At 63.5% G+C, this 24,968-nt stretch carries 31 protein-coding genes; all 31 read right to left on the reverse strand.

The window, feature by feature from the left end; genetic code table 11:
- Positions 1–104 precede the first annotated feature (104 nt).
- Positions 105–1,637 carry a Do family serine endopeptidase gene (locus EP165_RS18865; RefSeq protein WP_127524408.1) on the reverse strand — a complete coding sequence of 511 codons (1,533 nt, stop codon included), beginning with the start codon at positions 1,635–1,637 and terminating at the stop codon, positions 105–107.
- Between the two features lie 178 nt (positions 1,638–1,815).
- Positions 1,816–2,277 (reverse strand): cytochrome c-type biogenesis protein, encoded by a 462-nt coding sequence (locus EP165_RS18870; protein WP_127524409.1) that lies wholly within the window; start codon positions 2,275–2,277, stop codon positions 1,816–1,818.
- A complete protein-coding gene (locus EP165_RS18875; protein WP_127524410.1) occupies positions 2,274–4,253 on the reverse strand; it encodes a heme lyase CcmF/NrfE family subunit in 1,980 nt (659 codons plus the stop codon). Before EP165_RS18875 ends, EP165_RS18870 begins: the two co-directional genes overlap by 4 nt.
- Before the next feature lie 12 nt (positions 4,254–4,265).
- Entirely contained in the window at positions 4,266–4,703 is a 438-nt protein-coding gene (gene ccmE, locus EP165_RS18880; RefSeq protein ID WP_127524411.1) for a cytochrome c maturation protein CcmE, read from the reverse strand.
- Complete coding sequence (ccmI, locus tag EP165_RS18885) at positions 4,700–5,827, reverse strand: c-type cytochrome biogenesis protein CcmI (protein ID WP_127524469.1); 1,128 nt, start codon at positions 5,825–5,827, stop codon at positions 4,700–4,702. The genes ccmE and ccmI overlap by 4 nt, the downstream gene beginning before the upstream one ends.
- Before the next feature lie 86 nt (positions 5,828–5,913).
- A complete protein-coding gene (locus EP165_RS18890; protein WP_245440227.1) occupies positions 5,914–6,342 on the reverse strand; it encodes an RT0821/Lpp0805 family surface protein in 429 nt (142 codons plus the stop codon).
- 106 nt (positions 6,343–6,448) lie between these two features.
- Positions 6,449–7,834 (reverse strand): ATP-binding protein, encoded by a 1,386-nt coding sequence (locus EP165_RS18895; protein ID WP_127524412.1) that lies wholly within the window; start codon positions 7,832–7,834, stop codon positions 6,449–6,451.
- A gap of 36 nt (positions 7,835–7,870) precedes the next feature.
- On the reverse strand, positions 7,871–8,536 hold the full coding sequence (locus EP165_RS18900; RefSeq protein WP_127524413.1) for a response regulator transcription factor: 666 nt from the start codon (positions 8,534–8,536) through the stop codon (positions 7,871–7,873).
- Between the two features lie 63 nt (positions 8,537–8,599).
- Complete coding sequence (locus EP165_RS18905; protein WP_127524414.1) at positions 8,600–8,905, reverse strand: hypothetical protein; 306 nt, start codon at positions 8,903–8,905, stop codon at positions 8,600–8,602.
- 80 nt (positions 8,906–8,985) lie between these two features.
- A complete protein-coding gene (locus EP165_RS18910; RefSeq protein WP_127524415.1) occupies positions 8,986–9,408 on the reverse strand; it encodes a GFA family protein in 423 nt (140 codons plus the stop codon).
- Between the two features lie 72 nt (positions 9,409–9,480).
- Positions 9,481–9,687 carry a hypothetical protein gene (locus tag EP165_RS18915; RefSeq protein WP_127524416.1) on the reverse strand — a complete coding sequence of 69 codons (207 nt, stop codon included), beginning with the start codon at positions 9,685–9,687 and terminating at the stop codon, positions 9,481–9,483.
- 19 nt (positions 9,688–9,706) lie between these two features.
- On the reverse strand, positions 9,707–13,615 hold the full coding sequence (locus EP165_RS18920; protein ID WP_127524417.1) for a baseplate multidomain protein megatron: 3,909 nt from the start codon (positions 13,613–13,615) through the stop codon (positions 9,707–9,709).
- Between the two features lies 1 nt (position 13,616).
- Entirely contained in the window at positions 13,617–14,084 is a 468-nt protein-coding gene (locus EP165_RS18925; protein WP_245440233.1) for an NlpC/P60 family protein, read from the reverse strand.
- Positions 14,085–14,086: 2 nt separating this feature from the next.
- Positions 14,087–14,950 (reverse strand): phage/gene transfer agent baseplate hub protein, encoded by an 864-nt coding sequence (locus tag EP165_RS18930; RefSeq protein ID WP_206075950.1) that lies wholly within the window; start codon positions 14,948–14,950, stop codon positions 14,087–14,089.
- Between the two features lie 4 nt (positions 14,951–14,954).
- On the reverse strand, positions 14,955–15,605 hold the full coding sequence (locus tag EP165_RS18935) for a DUF2460 domain-containing protein (RefSeq protein WP_127524418.1): 651 nt from the start codon (positions 15,603–15,605) through the stop codon (positions 14,955–14,957).
- Between the two features lie 2 nt (positions 15,606–15,607).
- The gene (locus tag EP165_RS18940) at positions 15,608–16,162 is read right to left on the reverse strand and encodes a phage tail tape measure protein (RefSeq protein ID WP_127524419.1); all 555 of its coding nucleotides are present in this window, start codon (positions 16,160–16,162) and stop codon (positions 15,608–15,610) included.
- Positions 16,163–16,363 carry a rcc01693 family protein gene (locus EP165_RS18945; RefSeq protein WP_281040024.1) on the reverse strand — a complete coding sequence of 67 codons (201 nt, stop codon included), beginning with the start codon at positions 16,361–16,363 and terminating at the stop codon, positions 16,163–16,165. It abuts the gene before it with no gap.
- Positions 16,360–16,698: a gene transfer agent family protein gene (locus EP165_RS18950; RefSeq protein WP_127524420.1), complete on the reverse strand. Its 339-nt coding sequence runs from the start codon at positions 16,696–16,698 to the stop codon at positions 16,360–16,362. Before EP165_RS18950 ends, EP165_RS18945 begins: the two co-directional genes overlap by 4 nt.
- Positions 16,695–17,108, reverse strand: a complete 414-nt coding sequence (locus EP165_RS18955) for a phage major tail protein, TP901-1 family (RefSeq protein ID WP_127524421.1) — start codon at positions 17,106–17,108, stop codon at positions 16,695–16,697. Before EP165_RS18955 ends, EP165_RS18950 begins: the two co-directional genes overlap by 4 nt.
- 44 nt (positions 17,109–17,152) lie before the next feature.
- The gene (locus EP165_RS18960) at positions 17,153–17,563 is read right to left on the reverse strand and encodes a DUF3168 domain-containing protein (protein ID WP_127524422.1); all 411 of its coding nucleotides are present in this window, start codon (positions 17,561–17,563) and stop codon (positions 17,153–17,155) included.
- Entirely contained in the window at positions 17,544–17,723 is a 180-nt protein-coding gene (locus EP165_RS18965) for a hypothetical protein (protein ID WP_127524423.1), read from the reverse strand. The genes EP165_RS18960 and EP165_RS18965 overlap by 20 nt, the downstream gene beginning before the upstream one ends.
- Positions 17,720–18,055 (reverse strand): phage head closure protein, encoded by a 336-nt coding sequence (locus EP165_RS18970; RefSeq protein WP_127524424.1) that lies wholly within the window; start codon positions 18,053–18,055, stop codon positions 17,720–17,722. The genes EP165_RS18965 and EP165_RS18970 overlap by 4 nt, the downstream gene beginning before the upstream one ends.
- Positions 18,052–18,624 carry a head-tail connector protein gene (locus tag EP165_RS18975; protein ID WP_127524425.1) on the reverse strand — a complete coding sequence of 191 codons (573 nt, stop codon included), beginning with the start codon at positions 18,622–18,624 and terminating at the stop codon, positions 18,052–18,054. Before EP165_RS18975 ends, EP165_RS18970 begins: the two co-directional genes overlap by 4 nt.
- 107 nt (positions 18,625–18,731) lie before the next feature.
- Positions 18,732–19,997: a phage major capsid protein gene (locus tag EP165_RS18980; protein ID WP_501981691.1), complete on the reverse strand. Its 1,266-nt coding sequence runs from the start codon at positions 19,995–19,997 to the stop codon at positions 18,732–18,734.
- The gene (locus EP165_RS18985) at positions 19,990–20,580 is read right to left on the reverse strand and encodes an HK97 family phage prohead protease (RefSeq protein WP_127524427.1); all 591 of its coding nucleotides are present in this window, start codon (positions 20,578–20,580) and stop codon (positions 19,990–19,992) included. The genes EP165_RS18980 and EP165_RS18985 overlap by 8 nt, the downstream gene beginning before the upstream one ends.
- A 28-nt stretch (positions 20,581–20,608) precedes the next feature.
- Positions 20,609–20,917 (reverse strand): DUF6107 family protein, encoded by a 309-nt coding sequence (locus EP165_RS18990; protein ID WP_127524428.1) that lies wholly within the window; start codon positions 20,915–20,917, stop codon positions 20,609–20,611.
- 10 nt (positions 20,918–20,927) lie between these two features.
- Positions 20,928–21,188: a hypothetical protein gene (locus EP165_RS18995; protein ID WP_245440228.1), complete on the reverse strand. Its 261-nt coding sequence runs from the start codon at positions 21,186–21,188 to the stop codon at positions 20,928–20,930.
- Entirely contained in the window at positions 21,185–21,532 is a 348-nt protein-coding gene (locus EP165_RS19000; protein ID WP_127524429.1) for a hypothetical protein, read from the reverse strand. Before EP165_RS19000 ends, EP165_RS18995 begins: the two co-directional genes overlap by 4 nt.
- A gap of 418 nt (positions 21,533–21,950) precedes the next feature.
- Positions 21,951–23,129 (reverse strand): phage portal protein, encoded by a 1,179-nt coding sequence (locus EP165_RS19005; RefSeq protein WP_127524430.1) that lies wholly within the window; start codon positions 23,127–23,129, stop codon positions 21,951–21,953.
- A 116-nt stretch (positions 23,130–23,245) separates the two neighbouring features.
- The gene (locus EP165_RS19010) at positions 23,246–24,595 is read right to left on the reverse strand and encodes a DNA-packaging protein (RefSeq protein WP_127524431.1); all 1,350 of its coding nucleotides are present in this window, start codon (positions 24,593–24,595) and stop codon (positions 23,246–23,248) included.
- A complete protein-coding gene (locus tag EP165_RS19015; protein WP_127524432.1) occupies positions 24,492–24,959 on the reverse strand; it encodes a hypothetical protein in 468 nt (155 codons plus the stop codon). The genes EP165_RS19010 and EP165_RS19015 overlap by 104 nt, the downstream gene beginning before the upstream one ends.
- Positions 24,960–24,968 lie beyond the last annotated feature (9 nt).

Genomic DNA, 24,968 nt, shown 5'->3' on the forward strand with positions numbered 1-24,968 from the left:
CTGGAACCGGGCGGAACGAGGCTACTGTCGCACCGATTCCCATGCGGCTCCGAGGGCGGTTCGGGGGTCGTTGAGACCGCCGGCCGGAGCCGCATTCCGGTGGACTAGCCCTGACCGACAGGCAGTGCGACAAAGCGGTTTGCAGCATCACGCTGCACCTGGAACAGGACCGCCTTGCGGCCGGCGCCGGTCGCGGCCTTCACAGCCTCGTCCACATCTGCAACAGCCTTGATCTGCCTGGAGTTGACCGAAACGATCACGTCGCCGGCCTGAATGCCGCGTGCCGCAGCCTCGCCGTCAGGCGATACGTCGGTCACGACAAGTCCGTTGCCATCCTCGGCCGGTGTTACCGTGAGGCCGAAACCTTCAAGCGTGTCACCCGCATCGGGTTCCTGCGGTTCGGCCGCGGCGACCTGCTGGGCTGCCGGCATTTCGCCGAGCTTCACACTCACGGTCTCCGCCTTCCCGTCACGCCACAATGTCAATTCGACATCCTGACCCGGATCCAGATTGCCGATCATTCGTGCGAGTTCGCGGGGCGATTTCACATCCCTGCCGTCGACAGCGACGATAACGTCGCCGGACTTGACGCCGGACTTCAGTGCCGGGCTGTCGGGCTGCGCTTCGGAAACCAGCGCACCCTTGGCTTCATCGAGGCCAAGCGATTCAGCGATATCGGCACTCACATCCTGGATCTGCACGCCAAGCCAGCCACGGTCGATCGTCCCGTCTTCAATGAGGCCGGTAACAACATCCTGGGCAACTGATGCGGGAATCGCAAAGGCAATGCCGACATTGCCGCCGGAGGGCGAGAAGATCGCTGTGTTGATGCCAACGACTTCGCCGCTGAGGTTGAAGGCCGGACCACCGGAATTGCCGCGGTTTACGGCAGCATCGATCTGAATGAAATCGTCGTATGGGCCGGCGCCGATGTCGCGGCCGCGGGCAGAAACGATGCCTGCGGTCACAGTGCCGCCAAGGCCGAAGGGGTTGCCGACTGCGACAACCCAGTCGCCGACGCGGACCTTCGTGTCGTCCGCGAAGGCGACATAGGTAAACTCACGCGCCTCCTCGACCTTCAGTACGGCGAGATCGGTGCGCGGGTCTGTGCCGACGAGCTTGGCCGACAATTCCGTGCCATCGTCCATAACGACCGTGAAATCGGAACCACCTTCCACCACATGATTGTTGGTGACGAGATAGCCGTCCTCGGAAATGAAGAAGCCCGAGCCCTGCGAGGACGGGCGTGCGCGGTTTGGACGGTCGCGGAACCGCGGGTTCGCATCGGGACCGCGCTCACCGCGAAATTCGCGGAAGAAACGGTTCAGCGGATGATCCTTGGGGAGGTCTTCAAATCCGGGGAAGTCGAAGAAGAAACCACCTGGGCCGCTGTCGGAAGCGGGTGCCATGCGCGCCGACACGCGCACGCTCACCACGGCCGGCGACACGCGTTCGACGACATCGGCAAAGCCCGTGATCTGCTGGTCCGACTCAACCCGGACTGCTTCGGCCAGGACCGGGCTGGTGCCGGTGGTTGCAGCGCCGAATCCGATTGCGCCGGCAATCGCAAGCGAAGCGACCGCAGCCAGCAGGCGGGAACGTCGGGTTTTTCGGGAGACTGGAGTGGGAGTGTCCATTGCTGTCTTGTCCTCTTGATCGTTGGGTGGCGCAGCTTCGCCACCGTTCGGACAAGACAGATAGTTGCGGCTACATTACGCAGCCATTTCCGGGACATGACAATTTTGTAATGTCACGTGCAGTGCTCGCAGCCTCTCAATACCCTTGAAGAGCGCATAGGACAATGAATACAGATATTTAGCTTTTAAGTATGTCGTCGAGCTTCTTCTGTTCGACAGCATCCAGCGGCGCCGCCCTGGACTGTGCCGGCTTGCGGGCGCGAATCGCGATTGCAATGCCGCCGGCAACCAGAAGAAGCAGCGGCGCACCCCACAGAAGTGCATTGCGGTAGTTGAAACGCGGGCGCAACAGAACGAATTCGCCATAGCGCGAAACGATGTAGGCTATCACCTCATCATCGGTGTCGCCGGCCACCAGCCGCTCGCGCACCAGCACGCGCAGGTCGCGAGCGAGTTCCGCATCGGAATCGTCGATCGACTGGTTCTGGCAGACCATGCAGCGCAGCAACACTGATAGATCGCGAGCCCTTTCCTCCAGTGCAGGGTCATCCAGAACCTCGTCCGGCAGGACGGCAAATGCCGGTGCGGTCGATGCTGCCAGCGCTAGCGACAGCATGGCGGCGCGCAAGAGCCTCGTCATGCCGGACGCTCGGATTGTCTGCGTCGGGCGGCCGGGGCACCGATGCGCAGCCGACGATCCGCCAGCGAAAAGACCCCGCCGACCATCATCACAACCGCGCCCAGCCAGATGAGCGTCACATTCGGCTTCCACCATACGCGCACAACGATGCCGCCATCCTCGGTCGGGTCGCCTACCGAAACGTAGAGCTGGCTGAATCCAAAGGTACGGATACCGGCCTCCGTCGTCGGCATGCGCCGCGCGGTATAGACGCGTTTGGCCGAGACGATCTCGCCAAGCGACTTGCCATCTGCGCCGGCGATCGAGAACCGCGCCTGATCTTCAACGAAATTCGCACCACGCAATGGCATCATTCCGTCGAAGTTCAGCACAAGACCGGCAACATCCAGTGTCTCGCCCGGTTTCATTGTCACGAATTTCTCGACCTCGAGCGCGGTCACCGACACCAGCCCCAGCAGTGTCACGCCGAGGCCGGCATGAGCAAAGACAGTGCCGAAGGCCGCGCCGGGAAGGCCCATCAGCCTGCGTATTGCTACGGCTGCGCCGACCTTGGGATATCCCGATTTGAAAGCCAGATCGGTGACCGACCCGGCAATCAACCATGCCGCCAATCCACAGCCGAGAGCAGCGAAGACAGACACCCGGTCGATGAAGACGAGGCTCACCAGCGCAATGGCAAGACCGATGCCAAGCGCGGCAAAGAGGCGCTGCGAAACAGCGGAAAGGTCGCCCCGCTTCCACGCGAGCAGCGGGCCGAAGGGCACGATTACGAGCAGCGGCACCATCAGCAGGCCAAAGGTCAGGTTGAAGAACGGCGCGCCGACGGAAATCTTGTCGCCGGTCAAAGCCTCGATAACCAACGGATAGAGTGTGCCGATCAGCACCGTCGCGGTCGCGGTCGACAGAAAGAGATTGTTGAGGACAAGTGCGCCTTCGCGCGAAATCGGCTGGAAGATACCGCCCGCTTTCAGCTCAGACGCGCGCAGCGCAAAGAGTGTGAGGGCGCCACCGATAAAGATGCCCAGGATGATAAGGATGAACACGCCACGTGCCGGGTCGGTCGCAAAGGCGTGCACGGAGGTGAGCACACCAGATCTGACGAGGAAAGTGCCCAGAAGAGACAACGAGAAGGTCAGAACCGCCAACAGAACAGTCCATATTTTAAGAGCCGAACGCCGCTCCATCACCAGCGCCGAATGCAGCAGCGCCGTGCCCGCGAGCCATGGCATGAAGGAAGCGTTTTCGACCGGGTCCCAGAACCAGAAACCGCCCCAGCCCAGCTCGTAATAGGCCCAGTAGGAACCCATCGCGATACCGCCAGTCAGGAATACCCAGGCCGCGAGCACCCAAGGCCTTACCCATCGTGCCCATGCCGCGTCTATGCGTCCCTCTATCAGCGCAGCTACGGCAAAAGAGAAGCTGATCGAGAATCCGACATAGCCGAGATAAAGCAGCGGCGGATGTACCGCGAGGCCGATGTCCTGCAAGATCGGATTGAGGTCGCGTCCCTCGATCGGCGCTGGATCGAGCCGCACGAAGGGGTTGGACGTCGCAAGAATGAACAGCAGAAAAGCAGCGCCGATCCAGCCCTGAACAGCGATCACATTGGCGCGCAGAGTGGCAGGCAGATTTGAGCTGAACATGGCGACGAGCGCGCCAAACAGCACAAGGATAAGCACCCACAAGAGCATCGAGCCCTCATGGTTTCCCCATGTGCCGGTGACCTTGTAAAGCATCGGTTTCAGCGAATGGGAGTTTTGCCAGACATTCGCGACCGAAAAATCGGACGTAACATAGGCGGCAACGAGCGAGCAGAACGACAGGGTGACCAGCGCGAAGCCGGCCATTGCCGTGGGCGCCGCCATTGCCATGAGCCGGGCATCGCCCAGGCGTGCGCCCAGCATCGGAACCGTTGCCTGTACAACCGCCAGCGCGAAGGCCAGCACCAGCGCCAAATGGCCAATCTCTACCGTCATAACGTCAGGCCATCACTCTTCTTCCTGCCACACGCCCTTTTCCTTGAGCGCGTCCGCTACCTCGCGCGGCATGTAAGTTTCGTCGTGTTTTGCCAGCACGCTGTCGGCCACGAAAACGCGGTTTTCGTCGAAAGCGCCCTCGGTTACGACGCCCTGTTCCTCCCGGAAGAGGTCCGGCAAGATTCCCGAATAGCGCACGCTCACCGTCTGCTCGTGATCGGTAACGGCGAAACTCACATTGAGCCCCTGCCCGCGCTCGATCGAGCCCGTTGCCACCAATCCGCCCAGGCGGAACCGCTCGCCAGGCGCAACATTCGCGGCTTCCAGATCGGCCGGCATGTAGAAATAAGACGTGCGTTGACCGAGCGCGTAGAAGGTCAGCGCCGCCGCCGCCGCCAGAAACGCAAGGCCGCCCACAATCACGGTCAACCGTTTTTGCTTTCGGGTCATCGGCTCTCCGGCAACGCTATCCCAAGACCGGCGGCGAAGCCGATCAGTTCCTGAGCCGCACTGCTTTCGGCGCCAAGTCCCTCAACGCCGCTCTGCAATGCCGCGCGCGCGTCGTCGGCCCGGCCCAACACCGAATATGACCGTATCAGACGCTGCCATCCGGCGACATCGTCAGGATTGTCGCGCATGCGTTCGGCAAGTTGCGCGACCATACCCTCGATCATCGCCGCACGATCCTCCTGCGTCATATCGGCTGCGGCTTCGATCTCCTCGGCGGACGGTCCGCTTCCCGGTTGCGGGGCTGGCGCCCCGTGAACGCGTTCCAGTGCCTGCACGATCGTGCCACGCCAGGGCGAATCCTGCGGCAGATCATCAAACAGGGCCCGCCATCGGCCGGCGGCCGATTCCGTATCGCCTTGCTGTGCCAGCGCGAGAGCCAGGAAGAAGCGTGCCTTCGGATTGGCACCGTCAAGTCCAAGCGCGCGTTCGAATGCCTCGCGCGACTCGGCCGTAACGACGTTGCCGGCCAATTGAAAGAGCGCGTCGCCAAGCCCGGCTTCGCGCGCGGCGTTGGGGCCGTTCAGGCTGATCGTATTGCGAAACGCGATCACCGCATCTTCCGCGCGCCCTACACGCAGGTAAATCGGCGCCAGCACGTCCCAGCCGCGCCCGTCCTGCGGGTTCTCGACAAGATGCCGCTCGGCGCGGGCTATCAACTCTTCGACGGAGTTTGTTGAGGGGTTGGCATCCAGCCGCGCCGCAAGAGCCTGATCAGGTATCGCCGGCGATCCCAGATAGAGATAGCCGCCGAGACCCAGGACGGGCACAAGCAGGATCGCCAGGGTTGCGGCAATGCGTGTCAGACTGCTGTCGGCGCGCTCTGTACCGCCGGGCCTGTTTTCGGCGGCCCGCAAAATCCGGCGGCCGATCTCGGCCTTGGCCTCGTCCGCTTCGGCCGGCGAAATTGCTCTGCGCGCCAGGTCGCGATCAATTTCAGCAAGCTGGTCGCGATAGACCTCGACGTCGTGCCCTGTTTCCAAACTGGCTTGCGGCCGAAGAAACGGCAAAATGACCGCCAGACATGCTGCGGCCGTCATCAGCGCTGCGACTATCCAGAAGACAATCATGCCGGTGGTAATATCGCCACGGTGCCGTCCAGCCTATAGGCGGGGGTTGCGACCATTTGGCGTCGGGTCCCTGACGCGGCCAGCTAGGTCAAAAGAGACCAGCTGCCGTCCTCGTTGCGGCACGCTGCGCCGAGAAGCGTTTGCGGCGAGCCGCCGTGCTGCAGCACATGCTGATACTGGCGGCAATCCTGCGATCCCACGCGGTAGGGCTGATATGCGGTTACTTGGCCTTTGACACCGCCATCCGTGCCGGTCCACGACACAGGCTCACCGGCCTGCGTGTACTCCAGCGCCTGATATTCGGCTTCGAGCGCGAGGCGCCTGTCGCCCGCGGCCAGCCGCGCACCCTGATAGGCAGCAATCAGCCCATTGCCGATCGGGCGGGCGGCGGAATTGCGCGACAGCTGGTTCGTTCCCGCAAAGCTGCCGACAAGCGCGGAACTGCCGCCGCCGCTCGTTGCGCAGCCGCCCAGCAAAAGCACCACGCCGAGCATTGTGAGAATTGCTTTCATTGTTTGATTTGCCGCTCGAATTCGCAGAAGCATCAGTAGAGGTCTGGCTAACCCTTATATTTGACCGAAATGCGGCCCGCATGCGCCACACAAATGGTTGATGATGTCAGGCATCGACACGCTGCAAGATCAGATCGACCTTGAGTCCTCCAAGGTCTGAGCGGGAAAGCGACAGCGCACCGCCATATTCGCTGACGAGATCGGCAACAATCGAGAGGCCGAGTCCGGTGCCCGGTTTCGATTCGTCGAGCCGGCGGCCGCGTTTCACCGCCTCGCGCGCTTTGTCATCAGGAATACCGGGGCCATCATCTTCGACCGTCAAGCGAAACCGCTCCCCTTCGGCATCGTCAGCACCGGTCTCCACCGAAATGCGCGCCTTGCCGGCCGCCCACTTCATCGCGTTTTCCAGCAAATTTCCGACAATCTCCTCGAGATCCTCGCGCTCGCCGGAAAAGATCAGCTCCTCCTCCGGCAATATCAGCTTGAGTTCCTTGTCCGGCGAGAGCTTGCGCGTAACGCGTACCAGCCGCTGAAGCGTTTCGGCCACGGGAGTACGGAACACCACACTCTCGCGTTGTGCAGCCATGCGAGCACGCTGCAGATAATGCTCGACCTGATCGCGCATGAGGGACGCTTGTTCGGCGATCAGTTTGCCCTTGGCGTCATCCAGTGCGCGGCCTTCATTCTGGATCACTGCGAGCGGCGTCTTCAACGAATGCGCGAGATTGCCCACCTGCGTGCGCGAGCGCTCGATGATGCGCTTGTTGCTTTCGATCAATGCATTGGTTTCGGAAGCTAGCGGGGCAATCTCGGTTGGAAAACGGCCGTCGAGCCGTTGTGCGGAGCCTTCGCGAATCCTCGCCAACGCCCGGCTGACCTTGCCTAACGGGATTAGCCCCAGAAAGATGGCAACGGCGTTGATGCCGATCATGCCAAGACCGAAGACACTGAGATATGTATAAAGCTGCCGCTCAAACGCGGCGATTTCGCTTTCCAGTTCCGTCCGGTTGCCCATCATCCGGAAACGCGCAACGCGGTTCTCGTCATCGAGCACGAACTCGCTTTCAATGACTTCGAGTTCCTCACCGGCAAGTCCCAGGGCCCGGTAGCGGCGTTGAAAGCGGTCGTCGAACGGAACAACGCTCGTCGAAACTCCGGGCACCGGCCCGGTCATGGACGGCGAGCTCAATTCGCCCCGCAAATTGCTGCTTACGGGCTCGACCGTCCAGTACCAGCCAGACTGCGGCTGGGCGAAACGCAGGTCGCTCAGGTTGGGGAGACCGGTGAGGATGCCCTCGTCGGCAACATTGACGGCGCTGATGAGGTTGAACAGATGCGCAGAGAGTAGGCTCTCGAAACCGCGTTCACTCGCCTGCCTGAAGAGCGTGGAGATCACGGTAGCGATGACGATCAGGGCAAGCACTGCCCAGACCGAAGAAAAGGCGATGACGCGAAAGGTGAGCGAGCGGAAAAGTTGCCGGAAAAACGGCATGGAGCTGTCAGCCTCGCGAGGCTTTCCGGCGCCCGGTCACGCCTGCGGCTCACGCATACGGTAGCCCATGCCGCGCACGGTCTCGATAAGGTCGATCCCCATCTTCTTGCGCAGCCGGCCGACGAATACCTCGATGGTGTTGGAATCGCGATCGAAGTCCTGATCGTAGAGATGTTCCACCAGCTCGGTTCGAGAGACGACTTCGCCCATGTGGTGCATCAAGTAGGCAAGAAGGCGGAATTCATGCGATGTCAGCTTCAGCGTCATGCCGTTGACGTCGGCCTTGGAGGCTTTTGTGTCGAGCCTGAGGGGGCCGCAGGTCAGCTCGGTTGACGCGTGACCCGCCGCACGGCGGATGAGCGCGCGCAGGCGCGCCAGAACCTCTTCGATATGAAAGGGTTTCGCGACATAGTCGTCGGCACCGGCGTCGATCCCAGCCACCTTGTCGGACCAGCGATCGCGCGCAGTCAGCATCAGCACAGGCATTTTGTGGCCGTCGCGGCGCCAGCGTTCCAGTACGCTGATACCGTCCATTTGTGGCAGGCCGATATCAAGCACGATGGCGTCATACGGTTCGGTGTCGCCGAGAAAGTGACCTTCCTCACCGTCGAAGGCCTTGTCGACGACATACCCCGCGTCGGCGAGCGCTTCTGCAATCTGGCGATTGAGATCCTTGTCGTCTTCCACGACCAGAATGCGCATCGATTACCCCCCTCGTGACAAAACGGGGGCCGGAGTAGCCGGTCCCCGTTCAATAGATAGCCGTTAAAGCGGCTCCTCGAAAGACACGCGACGTCCGCGTTCGCCATCCTTCGCCGGCACGATCACGACCCCGACACATACGGTACGGCCACCGCGATTTTCCGCGCTGACGCTAGCCAGCGTGCCACCGTATTTCGCGGCCTGCTGTTGGCCGACCGCGCTGCAGCTGCTTTGGACCGTCACAATGGGGATGCCGTTCTCCGGCACGGCAGGCGTGACCTGCACAACGCCGGCAGCCGCGGCAGCGGGAGCCAGGGGCACAGATGCGGCAAACAAGGCGGCCGCCAGCCATTTGGTGTACGTTTTCATGCTGCCTGTTTAACCGATCGGGCCTGAACGTGAAATGAACGAAAGAAGTTCATTATGACAGCCGGCGGCGTAACAACGCGCTAGCGGGGAAGACGTCCCAGGAGTGCCGCCCAAAGCGTTCCCCAGCCGGTGAATGCCTTTTGGCCTCGTTCAGCCAATGCGTAATGGTTCGGCCGCAATTCGTCGAACAGTTCGCGGGTCAACCGCCAGTCCGACTGGTCATCGAACAGCCCCTGGCCGAAGGTGAATTTCTGAGTATGTCTAGGCTTGTGCCAAACAGAGCTTCCACAGTCTCCGCAGAAGCCGCGTGAAGCGATTTTGGATGACTTCCACTCGATCACTGTGCCTGTAATCGATACGACTTCCTCGCAGACCACACCCATCCAAATACCGCCGCACCAGCGGCGGCACATTTCACAGTGACAAGCGCCGTAAGTCGAAGGTGCAATAACCTTGAATGTAACGGATCCGCAAGCACAACTGCCGGTCTTCTCTGCATACATTTATCCACCTCGCAATATCGGCGATCAGGTATACTGAGATCGCCGATCGCTCAAGGTAAGATAACAGACCTTCTACGCAATGCGGCTCATTGCGCCAACGCGCCCGAAAATTGCGACGATACCGGAAATTGCGGTCACTCCCTGCAGCACGGTCTCCGTTAATGCCGCATTGTCGAGGCCAGCGACCGGAATGCCGAAAATCGCCGCTACTGCGCTGCCGACAGTCACAACAGAGGCCCAGATCGTGCGCGAAAGATACCAAGGTTTGATGCTATCCACGGAACGTCCTTTCAGATGGTCAGGAGTAGTCGAAAACAGAGACTGCGGGGTCGCCAGGACCGATTGTGCCGCTCAGCTGCTGCACGGTCAGTTCGATCTCAGCTGGCGGCGACCCGAAATCGGCGGCGATTTCGGCCGCTGAATAGGTCCATGCGGGAGACGTTACTGCGACTGTTCTGACGGCCGATCCGCCCGGAGCGGCAACCGAAATCAGGTAGGACTCATCATCCTCCGAAAGCGGCAGGGCGCCGGTCCATGAGGTGTCTGCGGCTAGCCGGTCGCGTCTCACCCAGGTGAATTCGGCATCTCCACCTGAGCCAATCTGCATATCGAGATGTACCGGCGAAAGCGGCGTCAGCGCGCGTGTCCCGCCAGCAAGCGTGGCATTCGCGAAAGCCGGTCCGGCAAAATCGGAGCCCAGCGGCCCGACCTGCCAGTTAAGCGTGAGCCCGACCTCGGCGGCGTTCAGCCCCGCCGCGCCCACGGCGGTATCCAGCAGCACGAAATGCGCTCCCGCGTCCGCGCCTGACTTCAAAGCCGCGCCACTGCCCCGCTGGCCGCGCAGCAGCCGGGTCAGCCGCCATTGCGAAGGGCCGATCTCTTCGGCGTTCGCAAATTGAAGCACCTCCCACGCACCACTGTTCGATTGTACCGCCGCCGCATTCGCTCCGTTGAGCAGATTCGGATCGGCGGTGCTGGAAAGTTCGCCAGAATAGAGCGTCACATCGAGAACACTCGCATCGTCGTACCGGCCCTCAAACCCGCCAGCAAGCGGCGCATCGAGCACTCCGATCGTCGCCTCGCGGGAGAAAAGCCCACGGCGTTCGAAGCCGCTCTCTCCCGGCGACACATAGGCTGCGTGTGCGATCCAGGGCGAAGCACGCAGTGCAAGCCTTAACGCGTTGCGCGGTTCCGCGTAGCCAGGCAAAAGCGGCAGGTCGAGAAACACCGCGAGCGGCGGCCCGGCGCGCGGAACCTTGTTTTTCGCCTGCCCGACGACCTGCGCTCGCCAAGGCGCTGGCGCTACGGGGCGCAACCGCCGCGCACTGATCTGGCGCGTCAGCCCGGCCTCGCAATTCGTGACCAGATAATCGGTGGCCGCCGATCCCTGCTCCAGCCGCACGACTGCGCCGGCACCGACATCGATACGCGATTGCGGCAGCGCGAAACGCACCTCCTCGCGTCCCATCCATTTGCGGCGGGTTCGATCGGCCAGCAGGCTTTCGGCCTGCGCCGGGTCCAACGCGCCGGGGAAACTCTGATAATCCTGCCCGTCATGCGGCGCATCGGGGTGCAGGCGCCGAGCTGTGGCCGACTGATAGTCCTGCATCGGATCGGCAAAGACGAGAACAGATTCGGACGGAAATTCGTGATCCGGCAGCCGGGTCTTGCTGATCACCGGCTCGCCGTCCCCGATCACAAGTTCCGATAACGCGCTTACCGCGGCGGGGCGCACGTCGTCGCTGGTGACCACAAGACCAACCTCGCCGGCAGCGAAAGACAGACCGAACAGGTCCGCCAGCGGCTCGAGCGCACTCCTGGCAGTGGTCGGGTCGGAAACGATGTAACCCGTCACCGAACCGGACACGCCGGCCGCACTCACAGTACCGGCGCCGAAATCTTCCATGACGGCGGCAATCAGGTCCGAAACGGCGACGCCATTCAGGCGGCCGTTCAGCCAATGGCCGAGCAGCCAGTTGTCGCCGTCGCTCCAAAGATCGCGCCGCAGCGGAAATGCCGGAAATGGCCGTGCGTCCCACGCCCACAGATAGATGCGCGAGGCGTCCAGCATGCGCCCGCCATAGACCTCGGAAACCGGGTTCTGGTCCGCGTCGAAATCGGCAGCAACGCCGTCCCAACGGTCGAGATGGGCCTGGATCAGGCTTTGCGAGGCGATGTCCGACCGCGCGCCGTTCGAAAAATGCGGCGATGCGCTTTCGGCCGACTTCGGATCGGGAAATACATTCGGCCGGTTCGGCCCCTTGTCCACCGCCGGCCCGCCAAGTTCGGTCAGCCATATCGGTTTGGAACGAGGCACCCAGGCGGTCGGGCTCCCCGCCTCCACGCCGCCGGGCCGGTCGTAGTGGTGGTTGTTCCACCAGTTCACCAGATCCTTGTAGCGGTAAACCCAAGGCTTGGCGTAGGCGCCGTCCGAAATCGGCGAGCGCGTACGAGCCAGCCGATCGGCATCCGAAGCGTAGTACCAATCGTACCCCTCGCCGGCAGCGATAGCCTCGCGCAGCTTCGCAACGTCGTAGGGTCCGGCATAGCCGTCGGGGCTGCCTGCGCCATGGTCTTCGTCGCGCCAGTCGGCCAGCGGGAAATAGCAGTCGATGCCCACCGCATCGATGTCGGCATGCGACCAGAGCTGGTCGAGATGGAACAGCACATCCCCTGTGCCGTCGCCCGGCTGGTGTCCGAAATATTCCGACCAGTCGGCACCATAGCTGATCTTGGTGCCGCCTCCGACAATGCCGCGCACGTCGGAAGCCAAGCCGCAAAGCTGCTCCACGAACGGAAAAGCGCCCAGGCCATCGCGCAGCGCCGTCAGTCCGCGCAGCTCGGAACCAAGGAGAAAAGCGTCGACGCCACCCGCCGCTGCCGCCAGCTTCGCGTAGTGGAGGATGAGGCGCCGATAGCCCCAGTCGCTTGCCGACCCGGAAAAGGCAATGGTGTCGCCGGCGGCGCTGAAATGCGCGGGCACAGCCGACCCGCAAAAGGTGTCGACCTGGCTCCGGGCGCTGGCGGTCTTGTCTGCGCTTCCGGAAACACCAGGTGCCGGCGAGCAGGTGATGCGGCCCCGCCAGGGATAGGCCGGCTGACCGCTTCCGCCTGTGTAGGGATCGGTCAACGCGTTGCCGGCCGGCACATCCATCATCACGAAGGGGTAGAGCGTGACCTTGATGCCCCGCGCCTTGATCTCGGAAATCGCGTCCATCACGCTACGGTCGGTCGGCGTGCCGCCATAAGCCGCGCCGCCCTGATGCTGCGAAACCGCCAGCGCGCTCGCGCGATCGAGCCCAGAAACCAACCAGGACTGTGAAATACCGGCCGGATTGGTCTGCGTGACCTTCGGGCGTACGGTACAGCTGCCGGCCCGTAGATCATCGCCAAACCAGGTCACCACAAGTGCGATATGTTCGAGGTTCGGACAAAGCACCTGCAATTCGTCCAGCGCGGCCACGATGTCGCTAGAGGCGTGCAACACGTTGCGGTTTTCGGGCACGACCTCGCCCGGTGAGAGCGTCCGCGTCACCACGGCCGGCGACAGGCCGTATTCCGTCGAGCCGGGTATCAGCGTCACTGCCTTCACCCGCTCGCTCAGTCCGCCAACGGGGCGCATAACCTCGAACTGAAACTGCGGGATACGGTTGCCATAGGTTTCAAGCGGCAGCCGCTCGAACACCACATAGGCCGTATCGCGATAGGCAGGCGTGTTGCCCGCGCCTTGCTTGGCCTCGATCAGAGGATCGGCCGGCTGCGTGCCCGAGCCCTGGTACATGCGCATCTCGACAGCGGCGAGATCGAGCTCAAGCCCGTCGGCCCAGACCCGCCGCACGCCTGCCACTTCGCCCTCGCACAGCGCGAACGCCACATTGGCGAAATAGGTGTAGGTGGTCGTGCGCGGCCCGCCGCCTTTCGAACCCTGCCGCTCGGTCTGGCTCTGCTCCTCGAAGCGAGTCGCCCAGATCATCGTGCCACCGATTCGCGCCGTGCCGTAAACGCGCGGCAGCGATGCGCCCTCCTCCGCGGAATACGGCCTTGCGCCGCTCAGGCGCGGCCCTTCGACATGCCGCGTGCTGTTGATCAGGGCGCGGTCGATCGCATAACCGGCAAGCGCGCCGACGGCCGTGCCGATAGCCGCACCTGTCGAACCTAGTGCGCCGCCGATCAGCCCGCCGACTGCCTGTAGAAGTATCGTCGCCATATTATCGCTTGCTGGTTGAACCGCCTGCGGCGGGAAACGCGAACAGGCCTGCGATGCGTCGGCGCCATTGCGGCACCAGCGGCGAGATCATCACCGCATGTCCCTGATAGGCGTGGATCAGCCGCTTCTCGTCGAGGGCTATGCCGGCATGCTTAGCTGCCATGTGCGGTCGCCAGCGAAAGAGCAGCACATGGCCACGGCGCGGCTCGAGGCCAGCCGTTGCAAGCATGTGCTTCGTCGCGGCGGCGAAAAGCGGATCCTCCCTCGATGTCTCTGCCCAGTCGGGCGCATAAGGTCCGGCGCTTTCCGGCTCGTCGCCCAGCAGCGCCCGCCAGACGCCGCGCACAAGGCCGAGGCAATCGCAGCCGACACCCAGCCTGCTCGCCTGATGGCGATAGGGCGTACCGACCCAGCGCAGCGCCTCGGCAACCACCAGATCAGGATCGGCCGCAGCGGTCATCTCGCGCATGTTCATGGAACCAGCGGTCCGCCGTCGAACTCGCCGTCTGACGTGACATAGGCGTAGGCGGAATCATTGCCCGGCAGATGCGGGAAGCCGCGAAAATTGAGACTGTTGCCGAACTTCGATTTGCAGGTCGCGAAGCGCTTGTCGCAGCCGGCCACGATTGTAAACTGATCGCCAGGCGCCGGCAGCACCGAAGCCGCTTGCCAGATGATCAGTATCGTACCTGCCGCATCGTGCCTGAAGTCGACCACCCGCTCGGTCTGGCCGGTCCGTGCCCCGGTCATCCAGGTAAGAACGCCATTGGCGAACCAGCCCTGCGCGAAGGATTCGATCCCGGTCACCACCAGCGTGTCGGTGCCCGACAGTGATACCACTTCGCCCTGCGACAGGCCGAGGTTCACACCGCAGCGTTCGTCGCCCAGCTCCGCGGAGCAGTGGCGATGGATGTAGCGCCCGCGCACGAAGTCGAGCGCCCGCCCCGGCCCTTCGAGTTCGGCGACAAAGCGGCCGTCTGACCGCGTGATACGGGCAATGGTTGCGCGCCCGATCGCAGAAAATTGCGCAGGCGCGTTCCAGTTGACGATCAGCGTTTCGACCACGGCCCCGTCGTAGAGCCCATCGGAGATATCCGTCTCGGTGATCTTGTCGGAGGACAACGCGCCGTCGACTTCCGCGCTGTCGATGCCGAGCCCAAGCGCGCTGCGCGCCTCGCTGGCGGAGAACCCGGCCTCTGGTTCAAATAAGGTGCCGTCCACGGTCAGCGGGCGGTCATGGTCGGTGAAGCCCAGCACCGTGCCGTCGCGCCGCGTCAGCCGCCAGCAGTAGCACAGCGTCGTCGCCGTGCCGGCCAGATGGTTCTCGAACGTCACAGCCTCAGCCCGCTATCTCGACAAGTGGAATTGTGGGTATCTGCCCGGCTTCGAAGGCCGTCAGGCTCACCGAAAGGTGCTCGACATCGAAGCGCACCGGAACATCGAACTCGAAGCCCGCCGTCACGAGCGCGCTGACCGCCGGTTCCTTGCCGGCACCGAATGTGACCAGCCCGGTTGTGGCATCGACCGTGAAGTCGTCGCCCTCGGTCTTCTCGGCACCGCCGACTGCGACGCGTACCGAGCCGGCCACCGGCTTGGTGATCAGCCGCACATAGGCGTCCGCGCCCGACCCATAAGTCTTGGCGAGCGCAAATTCAGCGTTCGAACCGTCGCCGGTGCCGATAGCCTGGTCGGTCGGCGAGATCGCAACCGCCGGCGGCACGGATTTACGGTCGAAAGGGTCGCGAAAACGGAAGCCATGCAAACTGCCGCGCCGCGCCTCGAAGAACGCTGTCAGTTCGTAAAGGTCGTCGAGCGACCGAATGCCGGTACCGGCATCGTAACGCCGCCGTGAAGCCTCCAGCCGCGCGTTACGCTTTTCAGCACCCGAGGTGAGCTGGACGATTTCGATGCGCCGCTCTGGCCCGCCGGTCGCACCAAAGGAGATGGCGGTCGGGAAAAGCACGTCGTGAAAGCTCGAAAGGTCAGGCATCTCTATAGCCCCCGCGACCCGCGGCCGACCGCTCGCGCCAGCATCGCAGACACCTGCGCTTCGGACTTGCGGAACGAGCCTACATCTGGTGTCGAAACGTTGAAGACGACCGTCACCGGCTTGCCGCCACCGCCAGCCGAAACGCCGAGCCGCCCGTCGGCGGAGCGCTGCAGAGGCAATATCGCTTCCGCCCCTGCTTCGCCCATCAGGCCTGCGCCGCCGCCGAGCGGGAAGTAGGTGGGCGTGTTCACCACGCCGCCCGAGGCGAACGGCACAACGCCGCCTTTCGCGAAGCCGGGGATACCCCCAAAAAACGACGAGAAAAACGAACCGGCCAGCGATTGCAGCGGCTGCAGCCCTTTGTTCAGCGCCATGCCGGCCAGGTTGAGCGCGATGCGCCGCAGCACGTCGTCGAGCGACTTGCCGCTCACTGCCGCCGTCTTCAGCGCACCCGTCAGCTGCGCGCCGAAGCTCGCTGACAGATCCTTGAGCAGGATCAGTTCGTCGCGGAACGATGTGGTATCGGCAACCACGTCGACCTTCATTTCTTCTGCCATTTAGTCCGCCTTTCGGTCGGGGAACCGGTTCATCAGTTCGGCCAGCGCGCTGCGCTCCGGTGCTGCCACCTGCACCGCATATGCCGACATCGCCGCCGCCAGTTCGCGCGGCGTCATGGCCCAGAAGGCCTGCGGCGAAAGCTTCAGCCGACCAAGGCCGAACGCCATCACTTCGTCCCAGGGAAACGGCTTGCCGTTCACTCGGTCGCCACACCCTGCGCTGGCGCGCCGAATGTCTGCGTCAGAAGGTCGGCCACGATGCGCGCGAAACCCGCCGCACCGTTTTCACATTGCATGGCGCGAACATCTTCGTCGCCGACGTCTTCGCCGGCACCTCTGAGCCCCGCCGCGATGATCCTGGTAAGGTCATGCGCAGTGAAACGGCCTGCGGAAAAGCGCTCCACGAGCGCGTTGAGATCGGCAGCGGCAAAGGCAGCCTCCAGTTCGGCCAGTGCGCCCAGCGTCAGGCAAAGCCGCCGCTCGCGCCCATCCAGAATCGCGGCCACCTCGCCACGGCGTCGGTTGACCGCCATCACATGGCACCGAAGGTCAGCGCGCCCGCCGATTCCAGAGCCAGCTCGAACGCAACTTCACCGTCGTGATTGCCGGAATATTCGAGCGCGGTGATCTGGAACGGTCCTTCCACCGTGCCGAAATCGGGAATGACGAGCTGCCAGTCGATGATCTCGCCATCGAAAAATGCCGTGCGCATACGCGCGTCCGACGCCGCATCCTTGAAGATGCCTGAGCCGCCCAGCGAAGCGCGCTGCATGCCGCTGCCGGCTAGCAGTTCGCGCCATCGACCGACCGAGTCGGCGTCGGTTACGTCCACCGTCTCGCTGTTGAAAGCGAGCCGCTTCGTGCGCAGCCCGGCCACGGTCACGAAACTGCCCAACCCGTCCTCATCGAGCTTGATGAGCACGTCTTTGCCCTTCTGCGCTGTCACGCGGGCCTCCTGTCTTTTCTGGTGATGTCGCTAAATTGCGCGTGTCAGGCCGAAGGCTCGGTCACGGCCCTGAACCTCAGCAGACCGTGGTGCACGGACTGGTCTTCATCGAAGCGCACCTCGGAAAATTCGAGGCGCAGATTGACAAGCTCATGCCCGTCGAGCGCCAGGTCGGCTTTGTTGAGCCGCTCGCCCACCGCGTCGACCAGCGCATGCGCTTCCTTCTTGCCCTTGCCTTTCGACCAGACATGCAGCGTCAGCAGCTGCTCGGTGCCGCTCTCGGTGCCCGTGCTCCAATCGTAGATGCTGGTCCGGCCGAAGGTGATGTAGGGAAACGGAACGTTCGGCGGCGCGTGGTCGTAGACGCGAGCGCTGCCAAGCAGCGCAAGCACGCCGGCATCTCCGGACAATGCCGTGTGGATGGCCTTCTGGACTTCAGCGGCTGGCGCGGTCATCGCGGCGTGCCTTCAGTCGGGGTGTTGTCGGTGCTTCGGTCGAGACCTTTGTATCTCGCCTGGCTTTCGCGGCGCTTTCGATCTCCTCGGCGAGACTATGGGCACGTCCCTTGAGGGCGCGCAACATGCCTTCCATCGTCAGCGTCATCGTCACGTTCACAGGCCGTCCTCCCTGGTTCTGCAGACCAGATAGCGCCCGGTCTCGTCCGGGTCGCTCACGGTCAGAATTTCGAAGATGCGGCCGCTGGCCGTGAAACGCATGCCGCTGGCCACGTCTGCGCGATGGCGGATCGTGAAGCGATGCGAGGCCGTCTCACGCGTCTGCCCGGCGCCGAACCGGCTCGTCGCGCCGACCGGCTCGATACGCGCGAAGACTGTCGCCACCTCCGCCCAGCTTTCCGTGTGACCGCCCAGCCCGTCGGGCGTCAGCGTTGCACTTTCCAGCGCAACCTCATGACGAAGCTGGCCGGGATCGATGAATTCAACCCTCAATCCAGCCTCCGCGACATGAATGACGACAGAAGCCGGCTGTAGCCATCCGGCATCGAAACCGGCTGCTGGTCGGCACCAAAGGAAGCGCGAAATTCGAACCAGTGCGACACCAGCATGAGCACGGCGCGCTTCAGCAGATCCGGAACATCCGTCGCAGCCTCGCCATAGCCGGCAGTGAAATCGACCTCGATGCCGTTGAGTGTGCGCAAGTCGCCTGGCGGCGTATCGAAATGCAACCTCGCCGGTCGCGAAAGCGCGTCGAGCTGATAGTCAGTGGCTGCGATCAGCGATGCCTCGCCGTCGGCGCCATATGCCGTCACGGCCGTCAGAGCGCGTATCGGCCCGCGGCGCAGCAGAACCAGCCCGTTCGGCGGTATTCCGTCGAGCACGAGCCGCCAGTCCTGGTCGATCATGGCGAGCCCGGTGGTCGCTTCCACCTCTTCGCGCGCCGCGCGTATCAGCCCGCTGATCAGGTCGTCTTCGGAGCTGTGATCGATGCGCAGCGCGGCCTTGGCGTCGGCCAGCGTCACCGGCTCGACGTCTGGACCCGCGGTCCGGAAGAGCGTCATGCAAATATCCGTGTGTCAGGAATGGAGGGAGCGGTCCCGGCGGGAGGGAAAACCGGGACCGCCTCGGCACCTATGCCGGCGGCAGGGGTGGACCGCCGGCAACGGAGTTACGCGGTGCCGAATTTGAGCAGCTTGATCGCGTCGAAATCCTGCACGCCGCCACCAACGCGCTTCGTCACGTAGAAGAGCACATAGGGTTTGGCGGAATAGGGATCGCGCAGTACCCGCACGCCGGTGCGGTCGACCACCAGGTAGCCGCGCGCGAAGTCGCCGAACGCCACCGGCGTCGTGTCGGAGCCTATGTCAGGCATGTCCTCGGCTTCCACCACCGGGAAGCCCATCAGCATGGCGCGGCTGCCGGGTGCCGCAGGCGGCATCCAGATGTAATTACCCTGGTCGTCCTTCAGCTTGCGAAGTGCGGCCTGCGTCTTGCGGTTGAGCACCCAGTTGGCGTTCTGCCGGTAGCCGGCTTTCAGCGCGTAGATCAGATCGATCAGCACATCCGCTGGATCGGAAGCGGCAAAGTCGCCGTCCACGCCGGTCGCCACATAACCGATCTTGTCCCAGGCCCAGCTGGCTTCGGCCACTTGCGTGTAGTCGAGGAAGCCCTTCGGCTTGTTGGTGCCGTCGCCGGAGATGAAGGCTGCGCCCTCCTGCTCGGCAAACGCTACCTCGATTTCCGCCGCCAGCCACTGGTCGATATCGACAACGGCGTCTTCAAGCAGCGTCGCGGTCGCCGCCGGCATCGCGTAGAGCTCGGCGGTTGGAAACTGCAGCTCGTCCAGCGTCGGCGTGTTGGTCTGCGCGCGGCTTGCGGTTTCGGCCACCCAGCCGACAGAGGGCCCGGTGATCGCAAACGGCTTCTTCAGCACCGCGCCTGACACCTGCCGCACGGACGCGATCGACCGGATCGGCGACAGCGTGGAGAGCCTGCGGCCGATTTCGCGCTCCGTCTCGTCCGGAACCAGATAGCCGCCATCGGCCGGCGTGCCGTAGGACATCGCCTTCGCCTCGACCGAGCGCAGGCCGCGCTCCTCACCCTTGCGCACATAGGCATCAAATGCCTCGTGATGCTCGAGTGCGACTGGCGAAAGATCGAACCCGCCGTCGAGCTGCGGGCGCGAACGCTTCAGCACCAGCCGGTCGATAGCGCGCTTCTGTTCGTCGAGCGCGCGCGAAACGCGATCCACCTTGTCGGAAGTGATCACGTCCGCGCTCATGCGCGCTTCGATCTGCTGCAGGCGCTCGTCATTCGCCTCCTTGAAGCTCTCGAAGGAGGTCATGAAGGTGTCGAAGGCGTCGTTCAGTTCATGCGTGGTCGCGCTTTTGGTTTCCGGCGCGCCTGCCGGGCTCAGCTCTTGCATCTCAGGCATTTCCTTTCGTTGAGCAGACGGTTTCATTCAGCATCCGCGTTGCGCGGCGGATGGAGGCCATCAGCCGGTCAGGGGCGAACTCTTCGATTGGCGCACGGCGGCGGCTCTTCACGGACTCGACCCGCGCCTCAGGCAGCATCGGAAAAGTGACGACGGAGATTTCCCAGAGATCCGCCTCCAGGATGCGCCGCACGCCGGACTTGGTTTCCTTGCGGGCACGCACCGTGCGAAAGCCGATCGACAGCCCGTCCAGCGCGCCGCCGCGCATCAGCGCATGCACTTCACGCGCCTTGGCGGAGTCCAGCGCGAGCTGGCCACGCACGAAGAGCCCGCGCGCGTCCTCACGCACCTCGCTCCAGGCTCCGATCGGCGCCGCGGGGTCATGCTGGAAGAGCATGCGGATGCCAGACGCGCCCCGCCTCGAAAGCGATCTCGCAAACGCGCCGCGCTCCACGATGTCGCGGCCGAGATCGACGCGCCCGAACAGGCTGGCATAGCCTGAGAACGACCCGTCGCTCTCGACGTCGCCCAGCCGCAATTCCACACGTTTGCGCTCGCCAGCCAGCATCTGCCGGTGACCCATTGTCTGTCTCCGAATTTTGAATTGAACGTCAGTTGCGCCGGGGCTTGGTCAGCACGCGCATGATCAGACCCAGCGCCCACCAGGCGCACAGGCTTGCCGCCGCCGAACCCATCAGCATCAGCTCTCCCGGCCCCAGCGCGCCGGCAATGCCGAGCTCGGCCGAAATCTTCAGGCCCGCCGTACCGCCAAAGACCAGCCCGCAGGCGACGCCGACCGCGAAGCGTATGGCGGCCTCGCGGCGGTCATCAGGCAGCACATAAGCGAGCGAGATTGCCGACCCCGCAATGGCTCCGCCGGCCTTGGCAAGCCAAAGCCATAAGGTTTCGGTTTCGGTCATGGTCGATTGTTTAGTCGTGTTCTTCGCGATCGAGTTGCACCAACAGCTCGGCAACCCGCCTTGCCCGCTCGCGGTTTGGCACCAGGCCCATTTCGGTCGTTTCGATCCTGATCAGATACGCTTCGATATCGCGGGCAGATGAGCCGCTTGCGAGCAGCGCATGGAGACGCCCGGCATACGCATCGTACTCGTCATCAGCGCCCGCCTGATCGTTGATCCCGATCGGGTCCCAATCGTTCAGCAGAACCTTGCGGACTTTCTCGTAGGTCACTGGCCTGTATCGCCAGGATCGCGCAAATAGAGCTGGTTCTGGTCATCCAGATCAAGGATCTTGCCTTCGAAGCGACGATGGTTCGCCTCGCTGACCGCGAAGATGACCTGCCGCCCGAATGCTTCCTGGGCGCCAGCCACCACCGCCCGTTTTTCCGATTGGCGATGAAATCCGATAGCGACATTTCCTTTGTCGGGGCTGGTTCCCAGCATGTAACCCCATCCGAAGCCTAGAATGGCTGCGGGATCATCCGGGTAACGCTCGTTGAAACTATCCTCCAGCTCCTCAAGGCGCCGTCGAGCTGCGTCCGACAAGGAGAAGTTGATCGGCAATATGTCGCTCATGTCGTGATACTCAAATCCACCGACTAGTTGTCGTTCAATAGTCGACCGTGCGTCGTTGCTGACCAGTGTAGGGATGGCCAACATACGTCGCCGACCAAAGGTCCATCAACCACAACGGAAAAACTCGAGAATTTGTAGACACATAACTTGTTCCTGCCCCTTCCCAGTTGTGCAACTAGAGTGCCAAAATCCCCAGCGTTGGCTAGCCTAGGCGACGATGATGTCCCCGGATTGGACCTTGCATGCTCATTCGACCATTGCCCGCCGTCGGAGTTGCCTGCCGGCACCCGAGGCTGGCTTGCCCAGTTCGGATTGAACTTTAGCGCAGCACGCACCCGCTCCGCTGCAAGATGCAGCCGGAACCGAGCGGCATCATCGCGCAAACGCGCCTCGGCGATAGTCGCCAGAAGCGCGACACTCATCGGCCTTCACCCCGTGCGCCATACCCCACCGCCTCCCGCTTTTCATCGTCGGTCAGGAAGCTTGCGCCTTCGAGGCGCGCCCACAGCGCATCGCGCTCTGCCGATAGGCCCTCGATCCGGTCGATGTCGAGATCGAGGCGCAGCCCCTCGCCGAAGCGCGCGCCGAGCCAGGCAGTGAATTCGGCCGCCACCCGCAGCGCCAGCGGCAATACGGTCAGGCGATAGAAAGCGCGGTTCGCCTCCTGATAGTTCGAATAGGTGTTGTCGCCGGGGATGCCCAGCATCATCGGCGGCACACCGAAGGCGAGCGCGATATCGCGGCTTGCGCCGTTGCGCGCCTCCACGAAATCCATGTCCTTCGGCGTCAGGCCCATCGCTTTCCAGTCGAGCCCGCCTTCCAGCAGCAGCGGCCGGCCGGCGCGGGCAGCACCGGTGTAGCCGTCTTCCAACTCGGCCTTGAGCCGCGAGAACTGCTCTTCGGTCAGGTTGCCGCCGTCCTTCGGCGCGTAGACCAGCGCGCCCGACGGCCTTGCCGAATTGTCGAGCAGCGCCTTGTTCCAGCGTCCTGATGCATTGTGCAAGTCGAGAGCGGTGAGTGCCGCCTCGATCGGCGGAAAGCCGTAATGGTCGTCGAGCGGGTGGAATGTCGTCAGATGCAGCGCGCCGCCTTCGCCCTCATTGCCCAGAGAAATACGCCGTTTGGCGCTACCCGTCCGGTATTCGAGCGCGGTCGGCCAGCCTTCCGCGTCGGCCACGACCGTCACCCGGTCGGGCCGCAGCAAATGAAGCTCGCGCGCCTCTGAGCCGGCCTCGACCAGCTCGCAATACGCGTTCCCGGAAATCAGCAGATGCCCGTAAAGCGTTTCCAGAAAGCTCGCGCCCGACTGGCGTGCGTTCGGCCGCGCCAGCAATTCCAGAAACGGGTGCTGCTGCAGCTCCGAGGCGCTCTCGTAGAGCAGCCAGGGAATGGCGGAGGCAGCTTCTGAAATCAACCGCACGCAGCGATGCGCGACCGGGTTGCGCATGAAGCCCTCGCGCGCCAGCGTCGCATAATCGCGCCGCGTCCAGATCGCCTCGCCTTGCATGTGCAGTGCAACGAAACCCGGTGTTGCGTCCTTCTTTTCGGCAGCCGCAATCGTTCCGGGGCGCCTCGCCCAGGGCCAGTTGAATTGCATGTCAGATGGTTCCTCAGTTTCGAGGGCAGTACGGCAACATGGCAGTAGGGCAATAGGTCTGCGATTGGGCAATGCGGCCGATGTCGGCCTCCATACTGCCCTGCTGCCTTACTGCCTTACTGCCCTATTGCCCTGACTTTCGGTTCTCCCCGCCCCGCGATCAGCAGTTCCGTGATCGCCCACACCAACGCATCGACGCGGTCCGGCGAGCGGCCGTTGGACAGTCCGTCGGGGCCGAAGTCGCACATTTCATCTTCCAGTTCGGGCATGCGCTTCGCGTGGTGCACCCTGCCCTGTTCGTAGAGCGCGGCCACCGGTTCGGCGCGCAGCCATTTGCCGCGTTTCGCCCTCACCGGCTTCACCGGCACATCGGGATCGACCATGCGGATCACCGTCGCCACCATGTCGCCGCCCTGGTTCACCTCGGCGACGATGTTGTCGGCCTCATATCGATGGTAGAATCCTACGGCCTTCGCTGCCCATTCGGTCGGGCTGGCGGAGGCAATCGTGCCATCGGCCAGCACGAGGGCGTCGCCATTCATTGTCGTGCCCGCAACGACGATGCCGCAGGCCGCCGACCCGGCATGACCAGTCGCTGACGGGTCGACCGCAACGACGATGCGCTTCAGTTCGTGTGGCGCGCCGCCAGTCAGCGCCTCGAGCGCGGCGCGGTTCCACAGTGCGTCAGGACGGTCATCGATCAGCTCTCCGTCGATCTCCTGGCGGCCGAGGCGCGTTCCGCCGTAGCGCTCCTCAAGTGCTGCCAGAAATCCCGGCGCCAGATTTCCCGCATTGTCATGTGTTTTCAGCCGCCGCGCGACAACGCCACGGTCGTCCAGCAGCCGCCGCAGGATCGGCACCGGCTTCGGTGTCGTCGTTATGATCTGGCGTGGCCGCTCGCCCAGCCGCAGCGCAAATTGCAGCATGTCATACGTCGCGTCGGCGTGCCGCCATTTGCAGATCTCGTCACACCAGGCCGCCTCGAACTGCGGCCCGCGCAGGCTGTCCGGGTCCTCCGCCGAAAAAGCCTGCGCCACCGCGCCGCTTGCCGGCCAGACCAGCCGCCGGCGACTTGTCTCATATTTCGGTCGGTCGCCGCGGGCGATCGTGGCGATGCCCGACGGCCCTTCGATCATCACCTCGCGCGCATCGCCCAACGTTTCGGCAACAAGCGCGATCTGGCCGTAGCGGCTCAGCGAAAAGGGCGCCAAACCCAGTACAAGAGCATTCACCCATTCGGCGCCGAGCCTCGTTTTACCCGCACCGCGCCCACCGAGCACCAGCCAGCGATCCGGCGCGCCGCCGAACGGGTATTGCCAGCTTATCGCGTTGGAGACCCACTCATTTTCAATGAGTGCTGCCTCATCCTGCGTCAGCCCGCCCGGCCACGATTTCTTCGGCGAAGAAGCGCGCGAGTTCCACGATACGCTCGTCGATACGGCGCAGGATGTCGGCCTTTTCGGCATCAGTCTTTTTCTGTTGTTCTTGTTTGCCGGGCTCGGCGCCAATCAGCTCGCCGGCCTTTTCAAGCGCCCGCATCAACGCCGCCACCGTCTCGATGCGCGCCTTGTCGTAGACGCCGCCCTTGCCTTCCTTTTCGATCGTTTCCATCTCGCCGACCAGCGCGTTCGCCAGTCGCGAAATCCGCTCCGCCAGCGTCAGCCTTTCCGTGCTTTCCTCGGCCTTGAGCCAACCCTCGCGGACTGCGCGGCATTCGATCGTCTTCGGGCGTTTTCGCGAAATCGCTGCCAGCAGTTCCGCGTTCGGCAGAGCCCCCTCGTAGACAGCGCGCATGGCAGACCATGCCGCAACCGTTCCGGCCGAGGTCATCGCGCGCTC

Origin of the sequence: Mesorhizobium sp. Z1-4 (assembly GCF_004000235.1) — a bacterium.
Classification (GTDB): domain Bacteria; phylum Pseudomonadota; class Alphaproteobacteria; order Rhizobiales; family Rhizobiaceae; genus RCIO01.

Excerpts from the sequence above, each read along its gene's own strand:
- EP165_RS18865 (WP_127524408.1), bottom strand. The coding sequence starts at position 1,637 with ATGGACACTCCCACTCCAGTCTCCCGAAAAACCCGACGTTCCCGCCTG.
- EP165_RS18870 (WP_127524409.1), bottom strand. The coding sequence starts at position 2,277 with ATGACGAGGCTCTTGCGCGCCGCCATGCTGTCGCTAGCGCTGGCAGCA.
- EP165_RS18875 (WP_127524410.1), bottom strand. The coding sequence starts at position 4,253 with ATGACGGTAGAGATTGGCCATTTGGCGCTGGTGCTGGCCTTCGCGCTG.
- ccmE (WP_127524411.1), bottom strand. The coding sequence starts at position 4,703 with ATGACCCGAAAGCAAAAACGGTTGACCGTGATTGTGGGCGGCCTTGCG.
- EP165_RS18890 (WP_245440227.1), bottom strand. The coding sequence starts at position 6,342 with ATGAAAGCAATTCTCACAATGCTCGGCGTGGTGCTTTTGCTGGGCGGC.
- EP165_RS18895 (WP_127524412.1), bottom strand. The coding sequence starts at position 7,834 with ATGCCGTTTTTCCGGCAACTTTTCCGCTCGCTCACCTTTCGCGTCATC.
- EP165_RS18900 (WP_127524413.1), bottom strand. The coding sequence starts at position 8,536 with ATGCGCATTCTGGTCGTGGAAGACGACAAGGATCTCAATCGCCAGATT.
- EP165_RS18905 (WP_127524414.1), bottom strand. The coding sequence starts at position 8,905 with ATGAAAACGTACACCAAATGGCTGGCGGCCGCCTTGTTTGCCGCATCT.
- EP165_RS18910 (WP_127524415.1), bottom strand. The coding sequence starts at position 9,408 with ATGTATGCAGAGAAGACCGGCAGTTGTGCTTGCGGATCCGTTACATTC.
- EP165_RS18920 (WP_127524417.1), bottom strand. The coding sequence starts at position 13,615 with ATGGCGACGATACTTCTACAGGCAGTCGGCGGGCTGATCGGCGGCGCA.
- EP165_RS18925 (WP_245440233.1), bottom strand. The coding sequence starts at position 14,084 with ATGCGCGAGATGACCGCTGCGGCCGATCCTGATCTGGTGGTTGCCGAG.
- EP165_RS18935 (WP_127524418.1), bottom strand. The coding sequence starts at position 15,605 with ATGCCTGACCTTTCGAGCTTTCACGACGTGCTTTTCCCGACCGCCATC.
- EP165_RS18940 (WP_127524419.1), bottom strand. The coding sequence starts at position 16,162 with ATGGCAGAAGAAATGAAGGTCGACGTGGTTGCCGATACCACATCGTTC.
- EP165_RS18960 (WP_127524422.1), bottom strand. The coding sequence starts at position 17,563 with ATGACCGCGCCAGCCGCTGAAGTCCAGAAGGCCATCCACACGGCATTG.
- EP165_RS18975 (WP_127524425.1), bottom strand. The coding sequence starts at position 18,624 with ATGACGCTCTTCCGGACCGCGGGTCCAGACGTCGAGCCGGTGACGCTG.
- EP165_RS18980 (WP_501981691.1), bottom strand. The coding sequence starts at position 19,997 with ATGCCTGAGATGCAAGAGCTGAGCCCGGCAGGCGCGCCGGAAACCAAA.
- EP165_RS18985 (WP_127524427.1), bottom strand. The coding sequence starts at position 20,580 with ATGGGTCACCGGCAGATGCTGGCTGGCGAGCGCAAACGTGTGGAATTG.
- EP165_RS18990 (WP_127524428.1), bottom strand. The coding sequence starts at position 20,917 with ATGACCGAAACCGAAACCTTATGGCTTTGGCTTGCCAAGGCCGGCGGA.
- EP165_RS19000 (WP_127524429.1), bottom strand. The coding sequence starts at position 21,532 with ATGAGCGACATATTGCCGATCAACTTCTCCTTGTCGGACGCAGCTCGA.
- EP165_RS19005 (WP_127524430.1), bottom strand. The coding sequence starts at position 23,129 with ATGCAATTCAACTGGCCCTGGGCGAGGCGCCCCGGAACGATTGCGGCT.
- EP165_RS19010 (WP_127524431.1), bottom strand. The coding sequence starts at position 24,595 with ATGCCGAAAAGGCCGACATCCTGCGCCGTATCGACGAGCGTATCGTGG.
- EP165_RS19015 (WP_127524432.1), bottom strand. The coding sequence starts at position 24,959 with ATGACCTCGGCCGGAACGGTTGCGGCATGGTCTGCCATGCGCGCTGTC.